16 protein-coding genes and 2 tRNA genes are annotated in these 21,373 nt (G+C 47.9%); 10 read left to right on the top strand and 8 right to left on the bottom strand.

The window, feature by feature from the left end; genetic code table 11:
• Positions 1–17: 17 nt before the first annotated feature.
• Entirely contained in the window at positions 18–1,295 is a 1,278-nt protein-coding gene (locus IG82_RS0101725) for an HlyC/CorC family transporter (protein WP_052545594.1), read from the bottom strand.
• Positions 1,296–1,535: 240 nt separating this feature from the next.
• Between IG82_RS0101725 and IG82_RS07140 the strand changes: the two genes are divergently transcribed.
• Positions 1,536–1,844, top strand: coding sequence for a hypothetical protein (locus IG82_RS07140; RefSeq protein ID WP_156095299.1), 309 nt, complete (start codon positions 1,536–1,538; stop codon positions 1,842–1,844).
• On the opposite strand, the gene IG82_RS06565 is transcribed toward IG82_RS07140, so the two are convergent.
• Positions 1,766–3,070: a M20/M25/M40 family metallo-hydrolase gene (locus IG82_RS06565; protein ID WP_040333048.1), complete on the bottom strand. Its 1,305-nt coding sequence runs from the start codon at positions 3,068–3,070 to the stop codon at positions 1,766–1,768. The genes IG82_RS07140 and IG82_RS06565 overlap by 79 nt on opposite strands.
• Positions 3,071–3,075: 5 nt before the next feature.
• Positions 3,076–3,870: a 2,3,4,5-tetrahydropyridine-2,6-dicarboxylate N-succinyltransferase gene (locus IG82_RS0101700; protein WP_031933940.1), complete on the bottom strand. Its 795-nt coding sequence runs from the start codon at positions 3,868–3,870 to the stop codon at positions 3,076–3,078.
• 104 nt (positions 3,871–3,974) lie between these two features.
• On the opposite strand from IG82_RS0101700, the gene IG82_RS0101695 reads away from it, so the two are divergent.
• The 8 genes from IG82_RS0101695 (at position 3,975) to IG82_RS06840 (ending at position 14,566) form a co-directional block, all read left to right on the top strand.
• Positions 3,975–4,059 (top strand) — tRNA-Leu (locus tag IG82_RS0101695).
• Between the two features lie 30 nt (positions 4,060–4,089).
• Positions 4,090–5,526, top strand: coding sequence for a trigger factor (locus tag IG82_RS0101690; RefSeq protein ID WP_031933939.1), 1,437 nt, complete (start codon positions 4,090–4,092; stop codon positions 5,524–5,526).
• Between the two features lie 41 nt (positions 5,527–5,567).
• Positions 5,568–6,170, top strand: coding sequence for an ATP-dependent Clp endopeptidase proteolytic subunit ClpP (gene clpP / locus IG82_RS0101685; protein ID WP_216476118.1), 603 nt, complete (start codon positions 5,568–5,570; stop codon positions 6,168–6,170).
• A 122-nt stretch (positions 6,171–6,292) separates the two neighbouring features.
• Complete coding sequence (gene clpX, locus IG82_RS0101680; RefSeq protein WP_031933937.1) at positions 6,293–7,555, top strand: ATP-dependent Clp protease ATP-binding subunit ClpX; 1,263 nt, start codon at positions 6,293–6,295, stop codon at positions 7,553–7,555.
• A 65-nt stretch (positions 7,556–7,620) separates the two neighbouring features.
• Entirely contained in the window at positions 7,621–10,020 is a 2,400-nt protein-coding gene (gene lon / locus IG82_RS0101675) for an endopeptidase La (protein ID WP_332840769.1), read from the top strand.
• Positions 10,021–10,426: 406 nt separating this feature from the next.
• On the top strand, positions 10,427–12,118 hold the full coding sequence (locus IG82_RS0101670; RefSeq protein WP_031933935.1) for an F-box protein: 1,692 nt from the start codon (positions 10,427–10,429) through the stop codon (positions 12,116–12,118).
• A 265-nt stretch (positions 12,119–12,383) separates the two neighbouring features.
• Positions 12,384–13,574 carry a multidrug effflux MFS transporter gene (locus IG82_RS0101660; protein WP_031933934.1) on the top strand — a complete coding sequence of 397 codons (1,191 nt, stop codon included), beginning with the start codon at positions 12,384–12,386 and terminating at the stop codon, positions 13,572–13,574.
• 71 nt (positions 13,575–13,645) lie between these two features.
• A complete protein-coding gene (locus IG82_RS06840; protein WP_156095298.1) occupies positions 13,646–14,566 on the top strand; it encodes a helix-turn-helix domain-containing protein in 921 nt (306 codons plus the stop codon).
• Between the two features lie 172 nt (positions 14,567–14,738).
• Here the strand turns inward: IG82_RS06840 and IG82_RS0101650 are convergent, their stop codons facing one another.
• The 3 genes from IG82_RS0101650 to IG82_RS0101635 form a co-directional block, all read right to left on the bottom strand.
• On the bottom strand, positions 14,739–16,253 hold the full coding sequence (locus tag IG82_RS0101650; protein ID WP_031933932.1) for an F-box protein: 1,515 nt from the start codon (positions 16,251–16,253) through the stop codon (positions 14,739–14,741).
• Between the two features lie 164 nt (positions 16,254–16,417).
• Positions 16,418–18,676, bottom strand: coding sequence for an ATP-dependent helicase (locus IG82_RS0101640; RefSeq protein WP_031933931.1), 2,259 nt, complete (start codon positions 18,674–18,676; stop codon positions 16,418–16,420).
• Positions 18,677–18,708: 32 nt separating this feature from the next.
• Positions 18,709–18,785 (bottom strand) — tRNA-Arg (locus IG82_RS0101635).
• A 90-nt stretch (positions 18,786–18,875) separates the two neighbouring features.
• Here IG82_RS0101635 and IG82_RS0101630 point away from each other — a divergent pair.
• Positions 18,876–19,073, top strand: coding sequence for a zinc-finger domain-containing protein (locus tag IG82_RS0101630; RefSeq protein ID WP_031933930.1), 198 nt, complete (start codon positions 18,876–18,878; stop codon positions 19,071–19,073).
• Between the two features lie 48 nt (positions 19,074–19,121).
• On the opposite strand, the gene IG82_RS0101625 is transcribed toward IG82_RS0101630, so the two are convergent.
• Both IG82_RS0101625 and tssK read right to left on the bottom strand, forming a co-directional pair.
• Positions 19,122–19,838, bottom strand: a complete 717-nt coding sequence (locus IG82_RS0101625) for a YebC/PmpR family DNA-binding transcriptional regulator (protein ID WP_031933929.1) — start codon at positions 19,836–19,838, stop codon at positions 19,122–19,124.
• A 168-nt stretch (positions 19,839–20,006) separates the two neighbouring features.
• Positions 20,007–21,347 (bottom strand): type VI secretion system baseplate subunit TssK, encoded by a 1,341-nt coding sequence (tssK, locus tag IG82_RS0101620; RefSeq protein WP_135958253.1) that lies wholly within the window; start codon positions 21,345–21,347, stop codon positions 20,007–20,009.
• Positions 21,348–21,373: the final 26 nt, after the last annotated feature.

Below are 21,373 nucleotides of genomic sequence, written 5' to 3'. Positions count from 1 at the left end.
CGTTGTAGATTGGTTGCCTAGGGGGCGTTGTCTTGGTGGTTGCCTGCATGGGTGGGGTGGAGCGTCACCTCAAGCCGGGTGATTTGATTGCGCCGTTTTTCTATCACCTTGATGGAAAAGTGATCCACATGAAACGTTTGACGGGTTTTGGGAATATACCCCGCAATGTCAAGGATGAGACCCGCCAGCGTGGTGGGTTTGGTGTCTGAAAAGTGCCACCCATGGTTGCGGCTTAAATCACGCAAGGTCATGCTGCCATCCACAAGAAACCGGTTCTTTGCCAAGGGCGTGACGCCGGCAATGGGGGCATCGTGCTCGTCTTGAATATCCCCCACAATCTCTTCCAAGATGTCTTCTAAGGTGACCATGCCTGTAAGGGCACCATATTCGTTGACCACAAACGAGAAATGCTCGCGCCGTTCTTTAAAGGCCCGCAGCTGGTCGGTGAGGGTTGTGGTTTCAGGAATAAACCACGGTTCTGTTTGAATTTTGCTGATATCCACGGGTTCTTCAGGCTCTTTTTCCAGGGCTCGTGCCAGCGCCTTGATGTGCAGCAGTCCCACAATGGTTTCGGGGTCACCTTGCCATAAAGGGATACGCGTGAAGGGTGAGCCCAGGGCGCGTGAAATCAATTTTTTTGTTTCAAGCTTTTTATTCAAGCTAAACATGTGATTGCGGTGAATCATCACCTCTGACACGGTGACCTGCGTGAGATCCAGAATGTTTTTTAGCATCATCCGTTCGTTGGATGTGCCATCTGTGGGGTGGTACAGATCAATCGCGCCACGCAGTTCTTCAAGGCCCAACAGCTGTGTCGCTCCTTTTTGCGTGGAGAACCCAAAGATTTTAAGTGACATGTGCGCTAAGCTATCTACGAGTCGTGTGAGGGGCTTAAAAACCTTTACCAACACAGAAACAAAGGGTGCCAAACCCATGGATACACGTTCAGCCCTAGAGAAAACAAAGATTTTGGGCAAGACCTCAAGATAGATCGTGATAAAAGCGCTCAGCAACAAGGCGGCATAGAACACCCCCACCTCACCCATCCATTGGGTAAAAAGGGTGGTGGCCAGTGCGGTGAGGGAGGTAAGAGACATGGTGTTGGCCAGCAATAAGGTGGCAATCACCTGTGTCATATTTTTTTGTAAAGAAAGGGCCGTTTCCGCATGGCCAAAGCCCTGGTTGTTAAGCTGGTGAAGGCGTATGCGTGATGCAGCTGTCAGGGACGTTTCCGCAGCAGATAAGACCCCTGAGAAAAGGCAAAGCCCGCCCACAACAAAAAACAAGATAATCACAATAAGATTGTCTCACCAGAGAAATCTTCGCCCACAGGGCACCACATCGTTGGCAATGTCAACAGCAAGATCACACAATGTCCACAGACAGCATAGGGAAAAATAATGGGAAGCACAAAAATTCTTCTTAAATCCTAGCAAAATCTAGAAAAAAAACCCTTGCAAAAGGTTAATTCTCTACCTTTTTATCCTAGCATCCTGTATCTTGAGGTCAAGAGTCATCACGTCTATGACCTTCCCATGATCGCACCTAAAAAAAAGAGTCAGCGCGGCCCAGCGCGTATCGTTAAATTTTCTGGTGGTGTCCGTGAAAAATTTTCTCATGATCTTGATATGCTTTTTCAGGCCGCTCTTTTGGCGGGGAATTTTGCTGCGGCCCTCAAAGCCAAAGAGCTGATCGGGAAAGAGAAGGGCTTTTTCCGCGAATCTAAGGCGTCTCACCCGTTATGGTCTTTGGACACGCTTTCAGATCAAGAGCTTGAAAAAGCCGTCGCCGTGTTAGAAGAGGCCACCTCATTGTCAAAAAAAGATGATAGCACCGAGGTGTAAAGGGCGCTAAGGGTCGCAAGGTCCTCTAATGGTACGCGCTCATTGATTTGGTGCATGGTGTCGCACTTAAGACCCAGCTCGATGGCAGGGCATAGGTTGGCAAAAAAGCGTCCATCGCTTGTGCCCCCATTTGTGATCAGCTTTGGGTCTTTGTGGGTGATCTTTGTGATGGCGTGGCTTAGCAAAGAAATCGCCTTTTCATCGCGCACAAGGTCGGCCTCGCCGTGAAGAGACAATGAGAGGTCATAGTCTTGAGAAAGCACCTGTGACACGATGTCGCGAATATGCTCTTCAAGAGTCGCTCCTTGGTGGTGTGGGTTAAAGCGTATGCCAAAGTGGGCTGTGCCTTCAGCAGGGGGCATGTTCATCACGCATGTATCGCTTTCAAGACCTGTGAGGGTCAGGTGAGACGGGGCAAAGGGACCATATCCTTCATCAAGATAACACGTGTTACCTGGGGGGGCCGTTTTCTTCCCGTGGGTTTGTGTGGAGGCAGCCACCATGGCCGGGGCAGAAGGAAGAGAGGCGGATGCCTCCAATCGTTGAGGCAACGTGCGGTGCAGATGATGCAAGGCAGCCAGCAACGGGGGAAGGGGGTTAACCCCTTTTTCTGGATAGGCAATGTGCGCACTTTTCCCCCGAATCGTTAATGTGCCCGTCAAGCTGCCCCGGCGTCCAATTTTCAGGCTATCCCCAATAAACGCATCACTGGTGGGTTCGCCTACCAAACAAAGGTCAGGAGGAAAACGGTCGGCGGCGTGGGTCGTCATCCAGGGCACCATTTTCTTGATTCCATGACAAGCTGGGCCCTCTTCATCGCTGGTAAGCAGCAAACTCAGGGTGCCGAAGGCAGGTTCATAGGTATCGAGCGCGGCCAAAAACGCGGCCAGTGCTCCTTTCATATCTACAGCGCCGCGACCCCACAGCACCTGATCATGAATCTCACCACCAAAAGGAGGGTGCGTCCATCCTTGAGAAGGGCCAGGCGGTACCACGTCAACGTGGCCTAAAAACATTAAGTGTTTAGTGTTATGTTTAACTTTAGGGTTTTGGGACAAAAAATCTTTATAAGCCCACATGTTGGTCACAGATTTATAGCGTTGAAATGTGAGGGTAAAGCCTTTATTTTTGAGAAAGGTGCCGATGATATCAAAAGTTTCGGCAGGATCTGGCGTGATACTTTGGGCGCGTATAATTTGTTGGGCCAGAGTGGTGAGCAGGTTCATGACCGCTATGTCCTCAATAGCTCATTGACTGCCGTTTTTGCGCGAACCTGGGCGTCCACGGTTTTGACAATCACGGCGCAGTGAAGGGCGAGCCCTGGCTGATGGCTGTCTGTATAGCTGCCGGGCACCACCACAGAATAAGGGGGGACCTCCCCTTGATAGCGTTTGCCCGTGCGGCGATCGATGATTTTTGTGGATTGCCCTAGGGTGGTGCCCATGCCAATGACAGATCCATGGCCAATACGCACACCTTCCACAATTTGACACCCAGCCCCCACAAAACAATCATCTTCCACAATGACGGGGGTTCCTTGAATGGGCTCAAGCACCCCGCCTAAGCCGGCCGATCCTGAAATATGGCAGCGCTTGCCCACAAATGCGCATGATCCCACATAGGCCATGTTGTCAATCATGGTGCCCTCATCCACAAAGGCGCCGATGTTGATAAAACTGGGCATCACCACGCACGATGGTGCCACAAACGCGCCGCGCCTGACGGTGGCTCCTGGCGTCATCCGAAACCCAGCGGCTTCAAAACGCTGCTCATCCCACCCTTCACATTTAAGGGGGATTTTATCATAAAAAGCCTGTCCACCCGTGTTCATGCATGTGCTTTTGTGATGCCGGAAGTAGAGCAAGATGGCTTTTTTGATCCAAGCGTTGACGTGCCACCCATTATCTTTTTTTGATACAACACAAAGCTTTCCTTCATCAAGATTGTCTAGAATGTTCTTAAAAACAGAAGCAGAAGGGGCTGTACCTTGCTCCCAACAATCGTGAATAAGGTCTTCGTGTGTCATTGACACCTCGCGTGGAAAGGATTAACTGTGGGGAGAGTGTCAACGTTTGATGGGTAAAGTCAAGAGATCTGAAAAGATATCTGGCGCGGAAAATATTTTTTAAGGCGGGCGTGGTGGAATTGGTAGACACGCCAGATTTAGGTTCTGGTGACGCAAGTTGTGGGGGTTCAAGTCCCTCCGCCCGCACCAAGGACGTTGTGTGAGAGGTGAAAGGACAACATGTCAGTCAAGGAAGTGGAAAAACGTGGGCTCTACCAAAAGGTGGAGATCACCGTGGCAACCAAGGTGGTTGAAGATTTGTTTGAGGATGAACTCCAACGCTGGGGGTCACAGCAAAAGATAGCCGGGTTTCGCCCTGGCAAGATTCCTCCGCCCATCTTGAAAGCAAAGTTTGGTGAGCACGCCTTACGTGAAGCCATTTCGCGCGCCATTTCGGATGAGGGCGCTCGTTTTTTTAAGGACAAAAACATTGAGGTGGCGCGCCAGCCTGCCTATGCCATCGTTTCACAACCTTCTCTTCAGGATATGGCCAAGCCTTTGGTGTTTTCCATCGCCTTTGATCTGAAACCTCAGGTGGGTAAGGTGTCTTTGGATGACTTAACGTTGTCGCAAGCAAAGATATCCATCAAAGATAAAGATGTGGATGAGGTCTTAGAGGCATGGGCGCAAAATTATAAAAAATCTGTGGAGATCAAAAGACCCAGCAAACCCGGTGACATTTTGGTGGTGAATGTTGAGGTGACGCCGCCAGGCAAACCTGGACAAACCATGGAAGGCATGGAGCTTTGGGTGCATGAGCAAGATATGGGGGAAGCACTTTTCAAAAAGTGTGTGGGTGTGAAGCCAGGGGATGTGGTGGAAAGAAAAACACCTATTCCCAAATCAGAGGCGGATAAAACCATTGCCGGCAAAAAAGTGCCTACTAAATATACCGTGGTGGCTGTGAAGGAGCGCACTGCCCTGGCAGGGGTCAAGGATCTGCCCGAAGCTTTGGGTGTGAAGGCGATGGATGATGTGCGTAAGAAAGCTCAGGACGAATTGAAGGCAAAGGCTGAAAAACTTTCCTTCTTTTGGTTAAAAAGACAAATCCTTGATTATTTGGCCAAACATAACACCCAGGATATGCCTGAGAGCCTGGTGACAGAAGAATATCAAAAACTTTGGCAGACAGCGTGGCTGGAGGCCGGGTTACCTGTGCGTGACATGCCAAAAACCTTTGGACAGGCTGTGCCATCATCGGCGTCCCCTGAGGAGAAAAAAGCGGCCAAGGCTCATGCAGAAGCCCTTCACAAGACGTTTGATAAAACAGAGAAAGAGCTGGACACCTTTTTTAAGAACGTATCCCACCGCCGTGTGTGCCTGGGGTTTGTGTTGTCAGGGCTTGGGGAAACCTTGGGTGTTTCTTTGACCGAAGAAGAGCTTAAAGGCGCCATTCTGGCAGAGATGCAACAGCATCCTGGCCGTGAGCAACAGGTGTTGGCCTATTATCAAAAAAATCCGGCCGCCGTTGACGCTTTGAAAGGCCCTTTGTTCGAAGATAAAATTGTACGCGCATTGATTGAAAAAAAGAAACCTCAACAAGAGGAAACTTTTTCTTTAGCAGGGATTGAAAAGCGCCTTGAAGAGGAAGAGTCTGTGCAGCCGAAAGCATCGTGAGCCCTATCAACAAGCAGAGAGGATTTATGTCAGATACTATCATGAATACACTTGTTCCCATGGTCATTGAGCAAACATCGCGCGGGGAGCGGTCGTTTGACATTTTTTCTCGCCTGCTAAAAGAGCGCATCATCTTTCTGACAGGGCCTGTGGATGATCATGTGTCCAGCCTCATTTGCGCGCAGATGCTTTTTTTGGAATCAGAAGAGCCTGAAAAAGATATTTTCTTTTATATCAACTCCCCCGGTGGCGTTGTCACCTCAGGCCTGGCGATTTTTGACACGATGCAATACATCAAGTCTGATGTGTCGACCTTGTGCTTTGGGCAAGCGGCGTCTATGGGGTCTTTGCTTTTGTGTGCGGGGGCAAAGGGGAAACGGCATATCCTGCCTAATGCCCGCGTCATGATCCACCAACCGCTGGGGGGCGCGCAAGGTCAGGCCACCGACATGGAAATCCAGGTGCGTGAAATTCTTTCTGTGAAAAAACGCATTCATGAGATCTATCGCCAGAAAACAGGAAAATCTCTGAAAGACATTGAAAATAATATGGAAAGAGATCGGTTTTTTACGGCTGAAGAAGCTGTAGAATTTGGCCTTGTGGACAAGGTGGTGACTCATCGCGGAGCCAAGAATGCCAAATAAAAAAACAGGGTGCACCTTGGATTTATCTGCCTTTTGGGATGCCCGTTTGAAACTCGTTAAGTTTCACCGGAATATAATGGGTGTAATGAGAGGGTGATTTTGTTTAGCTTAGAGGACGTGGCATGGTGAGACAAGGTGGATCTGACGTGAATGGTATTTTGTGCTGCTCGTTTTGCGGTAAAGACCAGCGAGAAGTGCGCAAGCTTATTGCTGGCCCCACGGTTTATATATGCGATGAGTGTGTTGACCTGTGTTCAGAAATCATTCGTGAAGAAGAGCGGCAAGTGCTGCGGAAAGAGGGAGGTGACATCCCTTCTCCTAAAGAGCTGAGAGAAAACCTGGATGCCTATGTGGTGGGGCAAGATCGCGCTAAATTGATTCTTTCTGTGGCGGTCTATAATCACTATAAACGTCTTCAATCCTTAGGCCATGGCGATGTTGAGCTGGCCAAATCCAATGTGTTGTTGATTGGCCCCACGGGGTGCGGTAAAACACTGCTTGCCCAAACCCTGGCCCGCACCTTGAATGTGCCGTTTACCATGGCAGATGCCACCACACTGACAGAAGCGGGCTATGTGGGGGAAGATGTGGAAAACATTATCCTCAAACTGTTGCAAGCTGCCGATTATGATGTGGAGCGGGCACAAAAAGGCATCGTGTATATTGATGAAATTGATAAAATTTCCCGCAAATCTGACAATCCATCCATCACGCGAGATGTCTCAGGCGAGGGTGTGCAACAAGCGCTCCTCAAGATTATGGAAGGCACCACAGCGTCTGTGCCGCCACAAGGGGGGCGCAAGCACCCTCAGCAAGAATTTTTGCAGATTGACACCACCAACATTCTCTTCATCTGTGGCGGGGCCTTTTCAGGCCTTGAAAAGCTGATGACCAATAAAAAGAAGAAAACGTCCATCGGATTTGGTGCTTCTATTGGTGATGAACACAAAGATGCCAACCTTTTGCATGATGTGGAGCCCGATGACCTGATTAAATTTGGCCTCATTCCTGAATTTGTGGGCCGTCTACCTGTGGTAGCCACGCTGGACTATCTCGATGAAGTGGCGTTGGTTGAAGTGCTGACAGGGCCCAAGAATGCCATCGTTAAGCAGTTTAAGCGTCTTTTTGATATGGAAAACGCACGTCTTAATTTTACGGACGAAGCACTGCTCAAAATTTCTCAACGTGCTATGAAGCACAAAACGGGGGCCAGAGGGCTCAGATCGATTATTGAAGAACTGTTGCTCAAGACCATGTATGAGTTGCCCTCTCTTAAAAATGTGGATGAGGTGATTGTCAATGAGGAGTGTCTTGATAAACAAAAAGATCCCTTGGTGACCTATACATCACGCGATATCAACAAAAGAACCGCAAAGGGGAGTTGAAATTTTTTTCATTTTTTGTCACAATAGCCTCTCTGAGTGAATCAAACTTTTGATAGGAGATGTGCTTGACACAAGAATTAGAAGAAGGTTTTCTCTCTGTTCTCGCTCTTCGAGATATTGTCGTTTTTCCTCACATGGTTGTGCCGCTGTTTATTGGCCGGGATAAATCCGTTCAAGCCATAAGATCGGTGGACAAAACCCGTGAGGTGGTGTTGTTAACACAAAAAGATCCATTGTTAAGCAAACCGTCTGTGGACGGTCTTTTTGAGGTGGGCACGCTGGCCACAGTGATTCAGGTGTTGACGTTGGCGGATGGCACCATCAAGGCGTTGGTGCGTGGTGGCGAGCGGGTGCGTGTGAAAGAGTTTGGCCCTGATGATGATTTTTTTCAGGTCAAGACGGCCCCTTTTGAAACGATCATTGAGGGTGACACCGTCCTTGAGCCCTTAAAACGGACGCTGCTCAGTGAATTTGACCATTTTATTCGTCTTAACCGTAAAGGGGCTTCAGATATTTTAGGTTCGATTAACCAAGTTGAAGATTCTTCCCAATTGGTGGACACCATTGCTGGTCATATGCCGCTGCGTAATTTGAGGCTGAAACAAAACCTTCTTGAAGAAGTGTCTTTGGCTAAGCGTATGGAGCTGTTGATTGGCTATATAGACTCTGAAGTGGAGATGCATCAGGCAGAAAAGCGCATCAAAAACAGAATTCGCAGCCAGGTGGAGCAGAATCATCGCGAATACATCCTCAATGAGCAGATGAAGGCCATTCAACGGGAGCTTGGTGAGGGCGAAGACGATAAAAATGACTTTAGCGTCTTAGAAAAGCAGATTGAATCCACCAAGCTTTCGAAGGAAGCCCGCGTCAAGGCGAAATCAGAGCTGAAGAAACTGAAAAACATGAACCCGATGTCGGCAGAAGCTTCGGTGATTCGTAATTATCTTGAAACATTGCTGGCGCTGCCTTGGGGCAAGTATACGCGGTTGCAGCGCAATTTAAGCAAGGCTGAAGACACGCTTAACAAAGACCATTATGGCCTGAAAAAAATTAAAGAGCGTATTTTGGAGTACCTCGCTGTGGGCGCACGGGTAGAAAAAATCAAAGGCCCGATCTTGTGCCTTGTGGGCCCACCTGGTGTGGGGAAAACATCTTTGGGCAAATCCATCGCGAAGGCAACGGGGCGGAAGTTTGTGCGCATTGCTTTGGGCGGCGTTCAAGATGAGGCTGAGATTCGTGGCCATCGACGCACTTATATTGGCTCGATGCCGGGGAAGATCTTGCAGGCCCTAAAAAAGGCTCAAACCTCAGATCCGCTTATTCTTTTGGATGAGATTGATAAGTTGGGCTCAAGCTGGCGTCGTGACCCTGTGTCTGCCTTGCTGGAGGTATTGGATCCAGAGCAAAATGAGCATTTTCAGGATCATTATTTGGAGCTGGGTTTTGATCTTTCGCGGGTCATGTTTGTGACGACAGCCAATAGCGCGCAGATGCATCCAGCTTTGTTGGATCGTATGGAAACGGTGTCGCTGGCTGGGTATATGGAGGATGAAAAGGTGCATATTGCGCAAAAACACCTGATCCCCAGACAAAAAACGGCTAATGGCTTGAAGAAGGGCGAATTTACCTTGAGTGAAAAGGCCATACGCACGTTGATTCGCAACTATTGTCGTGAGGCAGGTGTGCGTAACCTTGAGCGCGTCATTGCAAGCCTAGCCCGTAAAACAGTTCGTCTGATTGATAAAGGCAAGATTAAGCGCCTCAACATCACCACACAAAATCTTGAAAAACACGCCGGCGTGCCGCGCTTTCATACAGAAGAAGCGGGGCTTGAGAATGCTGTGGGTGTAACGAAAGGTTTGGCATGGACAGAAGTGGGCGGCGAGTTGTTGCACATCGAAGCCCTGATGTTGCCCGGCAAGGGGCGGATCACCGCCACCGGCAAATTGGGGGAAGTGATGCAAGAATCTATTCGTGCTGCTTCCAGCTTTGTGCGCGCGCGGGCCATTGATTATGGCGTAAAACCCACGGTGTTTGAAACGCGAGATATTCACGTGCATGTGCCTGAAGGCGCAACGCCTAAAGATGGACCCTCAGCAGGTGTGGCTATGTGCACCTCCATTGTTTCTGTACTCACGGGGATCCCTGTGCGTGGTGATGTGGCCATGACAGGTGAAATCAGTTTGCGTGGTCGTGTGCTGCCCATTGGCGGGGTGAGAGAAAAACTGTTGGCGGCGCACAGAAGCTGTTTAACAACGGTGCTGATTCCCAAAGATAACGAGCGTGATTTAAAAGATATCCCCAGTCATATCAAAAGGGGTTTGGATATTGTGCTGGTCTCACGCATTGATGATGTGCTGAAAAGGGCCCTTTCTAAGCCGCTTACACCCGTGGCGTGGACAGCAGAAGATCAACGTCTTTTTGACGAGCATCTTTCTACGGGTCGTTCCTTTTTGTCGCACTAGCCGGTTTTTCTCACGTATTTCCAAAGATACGAGGGCTCGTTGTCTCTTGTGATTAGCATGACTGGTGACCTAAAAGGCCTTATATATCTCCATGCATAATAGCCTTTCGTGCAGGGTTAAAAGGTTGCTTGAGATGCCGTAACAATCACACTCTGCCTTAATACATACGCAGGAGCGGTATGCGTAAAGACTTTTTTAATCTTCGTTTTCTTTCTTAATTCTTGTCCATTATGGAGAAACAATTTTATTCCGTCCTACTGGGTTGTAGAAAAAAATATTTCTTCTTGTGCCAAGCTGAGCGTTCTCAAGCACTTATAAAAAACATTTGATTTGAGTCTTGCCTTTTATGCTACAATATTCATGCCTGCGGCAAAACTAGTTATGTTGTGAGTGAGTATTGTTTTTTATGTATATTGTTCTTTTTTTGTGTGTCTGTTTATCTTCATCCCTTTCTTTATTTGCAACAAGACGCACTTTTGATAAGGTAAGTAATCTTCATCCTGAGATGTTAGCAGAGCCGTCCTCTAAAAAACGCTCGGCACCTTCTGAATGCTTACAAAAAGAATCAACAGCACACGGCTTATCTTGTGAAATAAGGCAGTATCAGGGCCGCTCTCCTATAGAAATGCTGCCGGCTGAAATGTTGGATAAAATCATTGATCTTGCCATTGAAGATAGCACAGATGTGAAAAACATCACATCTACATGCAAGCGGTTTCGAGACATTGTTCATGCCCGCGTTTTACCTTATCGCAAATTTTTAGATATCCATCTCGACAATGTTTCTGAAAATTCTTTCATCCCGCTGGCTCCATGGCAGCTTATGTGGAATAAGTCATCTCAAGATATGATGAAAAAAATTTCATATCTGTCTACGATATTAGCCCGAAAAAAGCATCCTCTGAAAAAACTCAACCTTTTTTACAGTCCAGGTATTTTATATCATGATGAAGGTATTTCAGAGTTACTGTCTTCTATAGATAAGGTATCTGAGAATGCTCCTTTCTTTTTGAACGGCTTGACATCTTTTGAGATGTGGGAGGTCAGTTTTACCGAAAGCGAGAGCAGCGGAATTGAACGAGGTCAAAAACTTAGATGTTTGAATAATATTCTTTCCAAAATGCCCTTGTTGAAGAGACTTTCTTTTGAGTCTACTGAGCTATCAGATGCTGCTTTTTATCCTTTAGAGACATTCAGGTCCTATTTAGATGCGATGAGGACGCTGGGGGAAACAATTAAGAATAAACCTCTAGAGTTGCTCAGTATCGACGCCAATGTGGATGATAGGAAAAGCCATGACAATAAGTGGCAAGAACAGACCTTGTTTTTTCATATGGGTGACTTTTTTCCGAAAACATTACGTTCTCTGGAAGTGCGGGATATCTATATGGCACCACAAAACGCTCTTTTTGAAAGGCGTGATCAGCTGGTAGAGCTTATATTGCAGAGTGCACTGCTAGATAAAGACCTTCTCTTGAAAAAGATTCCTTTCATGGAGAAGCTTAAGACGCTTACGATTGTAGACTGTTTTTCATATGAACAGGATAGTCGACCTCTTTTTCATACACGTGGAAGTCATCCTTTTTCTATGACGCTGCGTGAGTGGTTCACACTTCTGCCGCCCCACATTGAATCTATGGCCTTTTCGGGCAACCGTATTCGTGGGATGGGCGGTGATGTATCTGAGGTTAAATTACCCTCATCACTTGCGACACTGATTTTGCAAGACTGTATTAACAACGGGAAGGTTCTACTCGCCTTGGGATCAAAAATGGCTGATATTAAGAATCTGGACGTAAGCTCACGGGTTTATAAGAAAAACAGCGGGCTCACCGTTCAACACGTCAAGACATTTCTGGCACAATTCAGGCCTCACACACGCCAACTGTCCGTGGGCTACAATCATATTCTTCTCAAAGAGGTGCATGAGGTGATAGCGATTCATCTCGGTGTCATCTTTTTGAAAGAGGCCCATTTGCAATCGTTGGATATAGGTGCCTTTGCCCCAGAAGGGGTGGACGAAGTTACAAGAAATGTATTATGCACGCTGGCAGAGAAAGCAGGCGTAAAGTTGTCGGGTTTACCGTGGCATGGATAACCCTTGATAAGGGTCGGTCAAAAAAAATGAATATCACTTTTTTATCTTTTATTTTGCCAAATGAGCGTGGGAGTTTTGATGTGTGCACATGTAATGCAGGTCAATGACCTAGCTTCGCATAAATGGTAGATCTTCTTTTTATTTCAGGTAACCAAAAGAGATAAATTTCATGCATTGCCATAACGCTTTTTTTGTCGTTTCCTAAGGATAAGTTCCCCTTTTGTGTTGACGTCGGTTGTTACAAAAACATTTTCCTACTGGTGCGGTGCCTTCTGTCTGGCTGATTGCCATGGTTGCAGGGTTTCCTATTTTGTCGGAAACCATGTACACGCCGGCACTTCCGAATATTGCCAACAACCTGAATGTCCCGAGTGCCTGGATTGAATATACATTGTCCATTTATTTTGTAGGGACAGCTTTGGGCACAATCCTATGGGGGCGTCTGTCAGATCAATATGGCCGCAGGCCCATTTTGTTTGGCGGGTTTTTGACATATATTGTGGGGTGTTTATTGTGCTTTTTATCCACAAGCATTACCTCGCTTTTTGTGGGGCGTATTGTGCAATCCTTAGGGGCCAGTGTGGGGGTGGTGTTAGGGCAAACGATGGCACATGACCTTTATCGGGGGCGACAACGTGGCCAAGCTTTTTCAACCATTGGTTCTATTTTGTCATTAGCGCCCGCCATTGGCCCTCTCATTGGTGGTTTTGTCGATCAATATATCAGCTGGCAGGCCATCTTTTTGGTCCTGATGATGTGCGGTGTGATGGTGGCCTTCATCGCCTTTTTTCATCTTCCCGAAACGCTGGATAAAGAGCGTCGGGGAAAAGCGATGGTGCGACAACTGGTGCTTTCCATGGCGAAAGACCCGAAGATCATTATTTGTGGAATCACCGTTGGGATCTCCAATGGCCTTGTGTTTAGCTATAACGCCGAAGGCCCGTTTTATCTTATCAATATGTTAGGTCTGACGCCGATGACCTACGGTGCTGGACTTGCGGGTTTTGCGTTAGCAGGTTCTTTGGGTAACCGTTACTCAAAATATCTCCATAATTTTTATGAATCCTCCACTATTTTAAGGATGGGCCAGGTGATCATTTTTTCAGGAAGTTTGATCTTTGCGGTACTGGTGTCACTTCTTTATTTTTATGATGGTTCCCGCATGAGCTATGTGATCTTGACTTTTTTCTGTATGCTGATTGTCGCTTTTGGACGTGGATTGACCATTGCTAACTGCCTGTCTCTTGCCCTTGAGGGGTATAGCAAAGTGTCCGGCACGGCGGCCTCATTTTTTGTGTGCTTTTATTATACCATCATCTCAAGCGTAACAACGGGTATGGGGCTGCTTCATAATGGCACGTTATTCCCCATGCCTTTTTATTTTTGTGCGCTTGGCCTATTTCTTATGATTGTACGATTTTTTGTTCCTTCGCTGTCATCTCACATAAAATCGTAATACTCTGAGAACCAAAAGAGTGTAGAAAGAGGAATTGCTATATTGCATACAAGGGGGGTAGAGTGCTGATCATGAAGTGGCAGGATATAGAAGAAAAACAAAAAAAAGCAGTTTCTTTTTCTAAGGACCATGAATTGTGGGACACACTTCTTGTGGCCAAATCATTAGAATGGGCGCCTTCGCTTTCTTTTCAAAAAGCCATGGCCTTGCGCGAAGGGCAAGAGGCCGTCACGGTTGATAAACCTCGTGACGTGAACGCGTTTTTTTCCGCGCTAGCGTTGCTGAGGTGGTGCGCGCATCATAAGGGTGGAACCTTAGACAAGAAAGACCTTTTTGGGTTGGCCGCCTTGTTGGGCATTGCCCCTTTGTCTTGGCGCCAAAGTCAAGGGGATGGCGGCATGGGTGTCAAGGTGGTGCCAGCTAAAGATATCGATCCCTTGTTGACACAGTTTTTTTCTTGGCTTGCCTCAGCTGAAGATTCTCCCTTGTGGCTTGCCGCAGAGTCTGCCCATGCGCTTTTGTTAATTCAACCCTTTGAGGGACGCACTACGGACCTTGCTCAATGGATGGCTACACTGGTGCTTTTGCGACATGGATATCCGCCTCCGTTACTCTCAAAGCCTTTTCGGGGAAACAAGGAGGCTCTGCTTGCCCTTCTGGCCGAAGGGGTGGAAGCCGCCACGACGTTTACGCCGCCGCCAGTTTCACCATCCTCGCCAGTTTCCCCCTTGCGGGTGGTTAAAAAAGAACCTCTTCCCGAAACAGATGTAGATCAAGCATGGGTGAAAATTGGCGCGTTGGCCAAGCGTGTGGGGGAAACGGTTCCTACGCTGCGTTATTGGACAAAGGAAGGGTTGCTCAAAGCGGCCAGCATCACGCAGGCGGGGTATCATCTTTATGCGGAAGAAGCCGTGCAAGATGTGTTGACCATTCAAAAAATGAAAAAACGTCGGCTAACATTGCAAGAGATTAAAGAAAAACTCAACACCTGACACGTTTCATGGTCATGGATGTGTCCCGAACTCCAACATCAATAATCGTGTGAGCTGCAAGGGTGGTCAGCATCCTCACAGGAGGCAAGAAGGCTGCACCGAGTTTAAAAGGGAAGCCAAGGAGGGTGTCCACACACCGTCTCCAAGGCTATGGGTGTGTTATGTAAGGGGCTTACGCAGCGTGTTTGGCATGCCAGTCGTCAGCTATGAGTTTTGAAGAGACCATGATCAACTGAAGCTGGCGCAAAAGTTCGAAACGGGCGTTTCCTCCTTCAAGGACATGTCGATAAAAGGGCCCCACCGTTAGCAATTTTTTCTGAGGTTGGTCGCCGGGAAACAGGGTGAGTTCAATGCGTTGATAAAAGGATTGATCTTGCTTGCAAGAAGCGATGTCTGAAAGGATGTGAATGTTAAAACCTGCACGAATATTTTTTTGTGTTATCACATCCTGGTCGTAGGGTAGAGAAAGCGTACAGTCAAAAAGCCCCTCTTTACTGCGGACTTCTAGATTATTGCTAATGGTGACAAAAGGCGCTTCAAACAAAGCATTTTTCGCATTTTTTGGAAGATCGAAGCCCGAAGTGTGGGCCAGTATGTCTTGATAAAACTTTTTGTTACTTCTTTTGCCCAAGACAATTCTCTCAAAGCGTTTGCAAGTGTTTTTGAAGGCGATCACATCTCTACCAGAAAGTATTTCTATAACTCTCCTCACCATTTCATCGGGAAGACCGTTCCAGTAATTTATCTTTGCAGAATTTGTGGGGCTATACTCAGGCACACTATTTATAGAAGAATTTTTTCTAAGACCAGGATAGGTTACAGTACAGTGCTGTGCGCCAATGCCCCATGGATCTTCTCCGTGTGCAAAGAACGCTATGTGGCTTTTGACGCCGGTGCGCGGTTGTTGACCCAAATCTCCGTATCCCACATAGGCACCGGCATAGGCAAACGAAGGGGCAATGTTTTTCCAAGACGCATCATGCACAATGGACGTGTTTAAAAAGTAACCTGGGAAGAAAAAAGGAGATGCCTGTGTGTGAACGTGATTGAGCTTGGGAAAGCGCTCCACATCCCAAAAAAGAGGTTTACTTATGGTAACATAGGTGATCGAGGTGAGGGGGGCAGAAAGGTAGCGCAGGCGATGAGGTGTACGATTACTTTTTGTGAATATCACATGGGTTAGTTTTTGGCTGTTAAGGGCATGTTTTGGGTCAGCCAAGGCTATGGGGTCATTGATGAAAAGAGTATATTCTGGCATGGCAGGTATTTTTTTTTGGGTTGTGAGCGGGGTGATGAGCCAATGAAAAAGGTCATCGAGGGTCTGAGAGGAGGTGTATGATGCATCAGTCACAATCACCTCTCCAGCTTGTCTTTGGATGGCCCCAGCGAGAGCAGTAAGTTCTTGAGGCGTGTCTACATAGCGGATTTGACACAGATCATCCTTGTACGTGATATAAAGCATAGATGCCTTTCTTTCCCCATCCGACACACAATCGCCAGGAATGATAAGAGCCGGCGTCACTTTTCCTTTCAGTGAGGGGGGAAAGGGCGTGTCTTTTTCTGCGCAAGCGGGGTGGTTTGGCGTGATGCTCGCCCCATCTGTGGCTTCTGGATTGGCTATGTCCATAGCATTCATGGGCCAGGCGCTTAAAGAAAAGATACTGGTTAACAAAAAAAAGAATTTCATATAAACCTCACTGTTGATCAAGAATTATCGCTTTTTCGGCAAGCACACGTGTGTGATTTCTTGCACAAAAAAGCTTTTTTTCAAGCTACTATCACAAAAGAGCAAGAACATCGATTCTTTTTTAGCTATAAAAGCACAAAGGATTGTTTTTAGCGTTTGTTCTCTTATTTTTTTTCTAAAAAGCGCGCCATGATCTTGCGCACGCCGACGCCTACAAAATCTACCACGATAATGGGGCCTTCTGCCTTTACAACGACGCCCTCACCAAACGCCTTGTGCAGCACAGGTGTACCTTTTGCAAAAAAACCTTCTGATGGTGAAGAGGAGCCGCTTTCAGAGGATAGTGGTGTTCCTGTCTTCAAAAAGGGGGGGGTGGTTGCCTGTGACGCTGACAAGGGCGTTCTTGATGAAGGCATGTAAGGCATGCGCTTTTCATGTTCGATGGCTGTAGCTGGCAGTTCATCTAAAAAGCGTGAGGGAAAGCTGGGTTGCCAGCCGCCGCCAAAAAAGCTGCGCCGCTGGGCATAGGTGATGGTGGCTTTGCGTTTGGCGCGGGTAATGCCCACATAGGCCAGCCGTCGTTCTTCCTCAAGGCCGCGATCCCCTGATTCTTCTAGGGCCTTGGGATGAGGGAAAATATTTTCTTCCCAGCCCGGCAGAAACACCGTATCAAACTCTAACCCTTTGGCGGTGTGGAGGGTCATAAGTTGTACGGCTTCTTGCGTTTCTTGCTTGGTGTTGTCGGTGACAAGGCTGATGTGCTCTAAAAATTCATCTAAGGATGAAAAATCTGTCAGCACCTTCAGCAATTCTCGTAAATTTTCCAGGCGCCCTTGGGCCTCATCCCCTTTCGCGTGACGCCAGTGTTGCATATAGCCTGATTTCTCAAGCACATGTTCGGCTATTTTGGAAGGGGTTTCTTCATGCATCAAGGCTTGCCAGGCTTTGATGTCCGTCACGAAGGCAATCAACTTAGCCAAGGCGCTTTTGGTGAGGGGAGGGCCACCGCCGGTAAAACAATCCTCAAGACTTTCCCAAAGAGAGAGGTTATGCATGCGAGCATGGGCATAAAGCTTTTGAAGGGTGGTGGCGCCAACACCGCGTTTGGGGGTGCTAAGGGCCCGCTCAAAGGCCAAATTGTCTGTGGGGTTTACCATGAGTTTTACATAAGCAACGGCATCTTTGATTTCAAGGCGCTCATAAAAGCGCGTGGATCCCACCAGACGATAGGGAATGCCCAGCCCCAAAAGGGCTTCCTCAAAGGCTCGGGTTTGAAAGGTGGCCCGCACCAAAACGGCGATACTGGTTGGTTTATGACCAGCTGAAAGCATGGTGTGGATGTCATGGGCAATAAAACGGGCTTCAGATCTATCGTCGGTCGTGCTTTTGATGCGGACTTTTTCTTCTTGGGGGTGTGTGGCGGCGGCACGCAGTGTTTTTCCTAAACGGCCTTTGTTGTGATCAATCAAGCCAGAAGCTGCGTGCAAGATAGAGGAGGTGGAGCGATAGTTATCTTCCAACTTAATCAAGGTGGTGCCGTGAAAATCCTGCTCGAATTTTAAAATGTGGTCGACTTCGGCGCCGCGCCATCCATAAATAGATTGATCATCATCTCCTACACAGCATATATGCGGTCGCTCGCCCGCCGCCAGCAAACGCAGCCACACATATTGGGCCACGTTGATATCTTGATACTCATCCACCAACAGATAACGAAACCTTTTCTGATAGCTGTGTAGAATATCGGGATGTTCGCGAAAGAGTTTGAGACACAACAGAATCAGATCGCCAAAATCAGCGCCACCACAGCGGTGCAAGGCCTGTTGATAATCTGTATAAAGGCTGATCAGCAATTGACTTTTGTCGGCGCCCAAAAGGCGCGTGGCTTCTGTGGGCGTCACTTGATGGGGTTCGAGGGCACGATCTTTCAGGCGACCAATGGCCCACGAAAATAATTTGGGCGGATAGGCTTTTTCATCTATCTGACGGGCTTTCATCACTTGTTTCAGAAGACGCAGCTGGTCTTCGTTATCCATAATCAAAAAGCGGGGTGGCAGACCCAAAAGGTCGTGATAACGTCGGCATATCTTCAGCCCAATGTGGTGAAACGTGCCCACCCAGGGATAAAAAGTATCGTCTCCACCAAAAAAGGCGTTGAGGCGCTGCTTCATTTCGTTGGCAGCTTTGTTGGTGAACGTCACGGCCAACATATGGGAAAAAGAACATTGCTTTTCAAGGGCCAAATAGGCCAAGCGTGTGGTGAGCACGGTTGTTTTGCCCGTGCCCGCACCGGCCAAAATCAGCACGGGGCCTTCTGTTGTTTCCACCCCTTGGCGCTGCGAGGGGTTCAGCTTGTTTATTTGCGTCCACAAACGGGTTTGGGGAGAGGGGGGCTGTTGTTCAGGCGGCGGAAGTGTGGTCATGGGGCTTATCACAAATCATAAAAACAAAGGGCTGGTACGCCCGAAGGGATTCGAACCCCTGACCTTTGCCTCCGGAGGGCAACGCTCTATCCAGCTGAGCTACGGGCGCATGGTTAGTCTTTAGTTGTCTCTTTATGTATATACTTGAAAGCAAGGTGCTGAAAGGCCTTCTTTGGTTTTTTCTTTTGGAGGGGGAGTTATGATCAAGTCATCACAAGGGCGCCATGAACGCCATGGTGAATCTATCACCATCTCGATGCCCATTGCCCGTTGTCAGGGCGAAGGAAGCCACGGACACCCCGTGGTGTTTTTGAATCTCCAACCTTCAGGGCGCGTAGTGTGTCCTTATTGCAGCCAGGTGTTTGAGTCCCCCCAACATTACCAAGAGGGGGTGTAGAGACAACCCAAAGGACTTGCCCTTAGTGCTGACACGCCGTGGGGGTGGCTATTCTCCTTCAGCATTGTGCCATACGGCTTGCACATCGTCACAATCTTCTAACAGGTTCACCAGTTTTGTGAAGCTTTCTTTTTTATCGCCCAACGTCACCATCACATCGGGTACCCACACAAGGGCTGCGTTTAAAGGAGGGCCAAATTCTTTTTCCAGTTGTTCTCTCACGGTGTGCCACGCTTCCTTAGGCGCCGAGATTTCAAACCCATCGTCAAGGGCGATAAAATCGTCTGTGCCGGCGTTGAGGGATGCTTCTAGAAGGGCCTCTTCGTTGTTCTCTTGGCCATAAAGGATCATGCCCTTGTGTTTAAACACAAACGTTACACTGCCTGTGTCTGCCATGCGCCCGCCATGCTTGGTTAAAATAGAACGTACCTCTGCGGCTGTGCGATTGCGGTTGTCAGTAAGCGCTTCAATAATGATGGCTACACCACCCGGGCCATAGCCTTCATAGCGCATTTCATTATAAATTACATCAGACGCTTCCCCTGAGCCTTTTTTGATAGCTCGTTCAATATTATCTTTGGGCATGTTGGCAGCGCGGGCGGCCAAGAGGGCTGTGCGCAGGCGAGGATTGGCGTCTACATCAGCCCCCCCCATTTGGGCAGCCACCGTGATTTCGCGAATAATTTTGGTAAAAACTTTGGCGCGTTTGGCATCTTGCGCACCTTTACGGTGCATAATATTTTTAAATTGTGAATGACCGGCCATGAATTCATCTCACAAGGTATGTGCTTGAGGCAAGTGTACAAAAGGTGTGCCCGCTGTGTAAAGTGTGGCGTTAAGGGTTCGGGCTCTTGGGGTTTCCCCTCTAAAAAGCTCATGACAGGCACTTTTTTTCGTACCTATAAAGTGAACACTATCTTTTAAGAAACGGCCTCAAGCATCCTCGTTTTGAGGTGCATAAAAGATAATTTGTTCAGGTCGTTTGGCCGGGTCATCTGACATATTGAAGATGTGCAACGGCTCATCCGGTTTAATAAAATCATTGTCTGGGATGATTTCACATAACACGGTTCCTCGATCAGGAATAAGGCGGATTTTCTCTGCCGTTTGTATATAATTGCGTGTGGCCCCCAAAATACGATTTTCCTGAACGGTTTTTATGCGACTTTGCGACACAATCACGGCATTTTTAATCCACGAAACCATTCTCTCTTCTGTTTGGTTGGGTGGTGCTTTCAGGCCAATGATGAGCGGTTGGTCGAGCCAGGCTTGATCTACTGTCAGGGTGAACAAGCGATCTGTTTTTTGGAAAGCATAGACGCGATAGGCTTCTTCGATTTCAGCAAGGGATTGTTCAATAAAGGTGATGATGTCGTCAAAACACACATGAAGGTTCTCATGCTGATAAGGGGGCAGAGAGGGCGCTGCCCCGCCCCATTTAATGGCTGCGCATCGTGAGGCCACATGAAGCAGCTCGCGATAGAGCACATAAGGGCTCAGCTGTGCTTCTTGTAAGAGCGCTTCAAAATTAATCAAGGCCACAATGAGGTGTCGCCGCATGGTATCAAACTGCCAAATGGACTGTGCATCAAAAAGGGAGGTGGTGGCGCGGGCGCGTTGTCTCACTTTTTTCTGCAAATACATCACCTTATCCCGTAGCGATTTTGACAGCGTGCGGCACCTGGTGAAAAAGGGGGTGCTTTTATCAAGGTGAATGCATGGGGGCATATAAGGAGTTGGTGTTATTTTCAACCCATCTCGCGTCAGGATCGCCAGGGGCAAAAACACCCGTTGTGCTTGATTCTTTTTGTCAAAGCCCAAGGTCAGGATGGGTTTTAGCCGTGTGATGTTGATGTGAGAATCTGGTGCGTTGATGTCATGACTGGCACTTTCCACGGGTTTGTGCCGCGAAGAAAACGTGTCTTTTTTGCCTTCATGAACGCTTTTCTTAAACAGGGAAAGAAAGAGGGTATGGGGTTTTCGATCATCCTCAAGATGGTCGTGGAGAGAGAGCTCAAGAGATTCATCATGGGCATCAGGAAAGAAAATAACCGTGCCATCAGGCATGACGGCTTGAAGTTTGAGGATTTTAAACACACCCTGGGCCAAGGCTGATTCATCAAACGACATATGGGTGATGCCCCAGTGATAGGGGGCCAAATACTGTAAGTGGTGTTGCCACAGGTTTTGATGCAAGGTGTCGTTTTCTTGAAAGTGGTGCGGCATCATGAACATACCTTCATACCACTGGATGGGATGCGCATTAAATGACACGTCAGATTCTCCTTATCGCCTCATGA

The sequence above is a fragment of the Candidatus Hepatobacter penaei genome (genome assembly GCF_000742475.1).
Taxonomy (GTDB): domain Bacteria; phylum Pseudomonadota; class Alphaproteobacteria; order Holosporales; family Hepatobacteraceae; genus Hepatobacter; species Hepatobacter penaei.
Note: the sequence above shows the minus strand (reverse complement) of the source record. Positions and strands in the feature narration are given on the sequence as shown.

Excerpts from the sequence above, each read along its gene's own strand:
- clpX (WP_031933937.1), top strand. The coding sequence starts at position 6,293 with ATGGTGAGACAAGGTGGATCTGACGTGAATGGTATTTTGTGCTGCTCG.
- clpP (WP_216476118.1), top strand. The coding sequence starts at position 5,568 with ATGAATACACTTGTTCCCATGGTCATTGAGCAAACATCGCGCGGGGAG.
- IG82_RS0101625 (WP_031933929.1), bottom strand. The coding sequence starts at position 19,838 with ATGGCCGGTCATTCACAATTTAAAAATATTATGCACCGTAAAGGTGCG.
- IG82_RS0101690 (WP_031933939.1), top strand. The coding sequence starts at position 4,090 with ATGTCAGTCAAGGAAGTGGAAAAACGTGGGCTCTACCAAAAGGTGGAG.
- IG82_RS0101640 (WP_031933931.1), bottom strand. The coding sequence starts at position 18,676 with ATGACCACACTTCCGCCGCCTGAACAACAGCCCCCCTCTCCCCAAACC.
- IG82_RS0101700 (WP_031933940.1), bottom strand. The coding sequence starts at position 3,870 with ATGACACACGAAGACCTTATTCACGATTGTTGGGAGCAAGGTACAGCC.
- IG82_RS0101650 (WP_031933932.1), bottom strand. The coding sequence starts at position 16,253 with ATGAAATTCTTTTTTTTGTTAACCAGTATCTTTTCTTTAAGCGCCTGG.
- IG82_RS06840 (WP_156095298.1), top strand. The coding sequence starts at position 13,646 with ATGAAGTGGCAGGATATAGAAGAAAAACAAAAAAAAGCAGTTTCTTTT.
- IG82_RS0101670 (WP_031933935.1), top strand. The coding sequence starts at position 10,427 with ATGTATATTGTTCTTTTTTTGTGTGTCTGTTTATCTTCATCCCTTTCT.
- IG82_RS07140 (WP_156095299.1), top strand. The coding sequence starts at position 1,536 with ATGATCGCACCTAAAAAAAAGAGTCAGCGCGGCCCAGCGCGTATCGTT.
- IG82_RS06565 (WP_040333048.1), bottom strand. The coding sequence starts at position 3,070 with ATGAACCTGCTCACCACTCTGGCCCAACAAATTATACGCGCCCAAAGT.
- IG82_RS0101630 (WP_031933930.1), top strand. The coding sequence starts at position 18,876 with ATGATCAAGTCATCACAAGGGCGCCATGAACGCCATGGTGAATCTATC.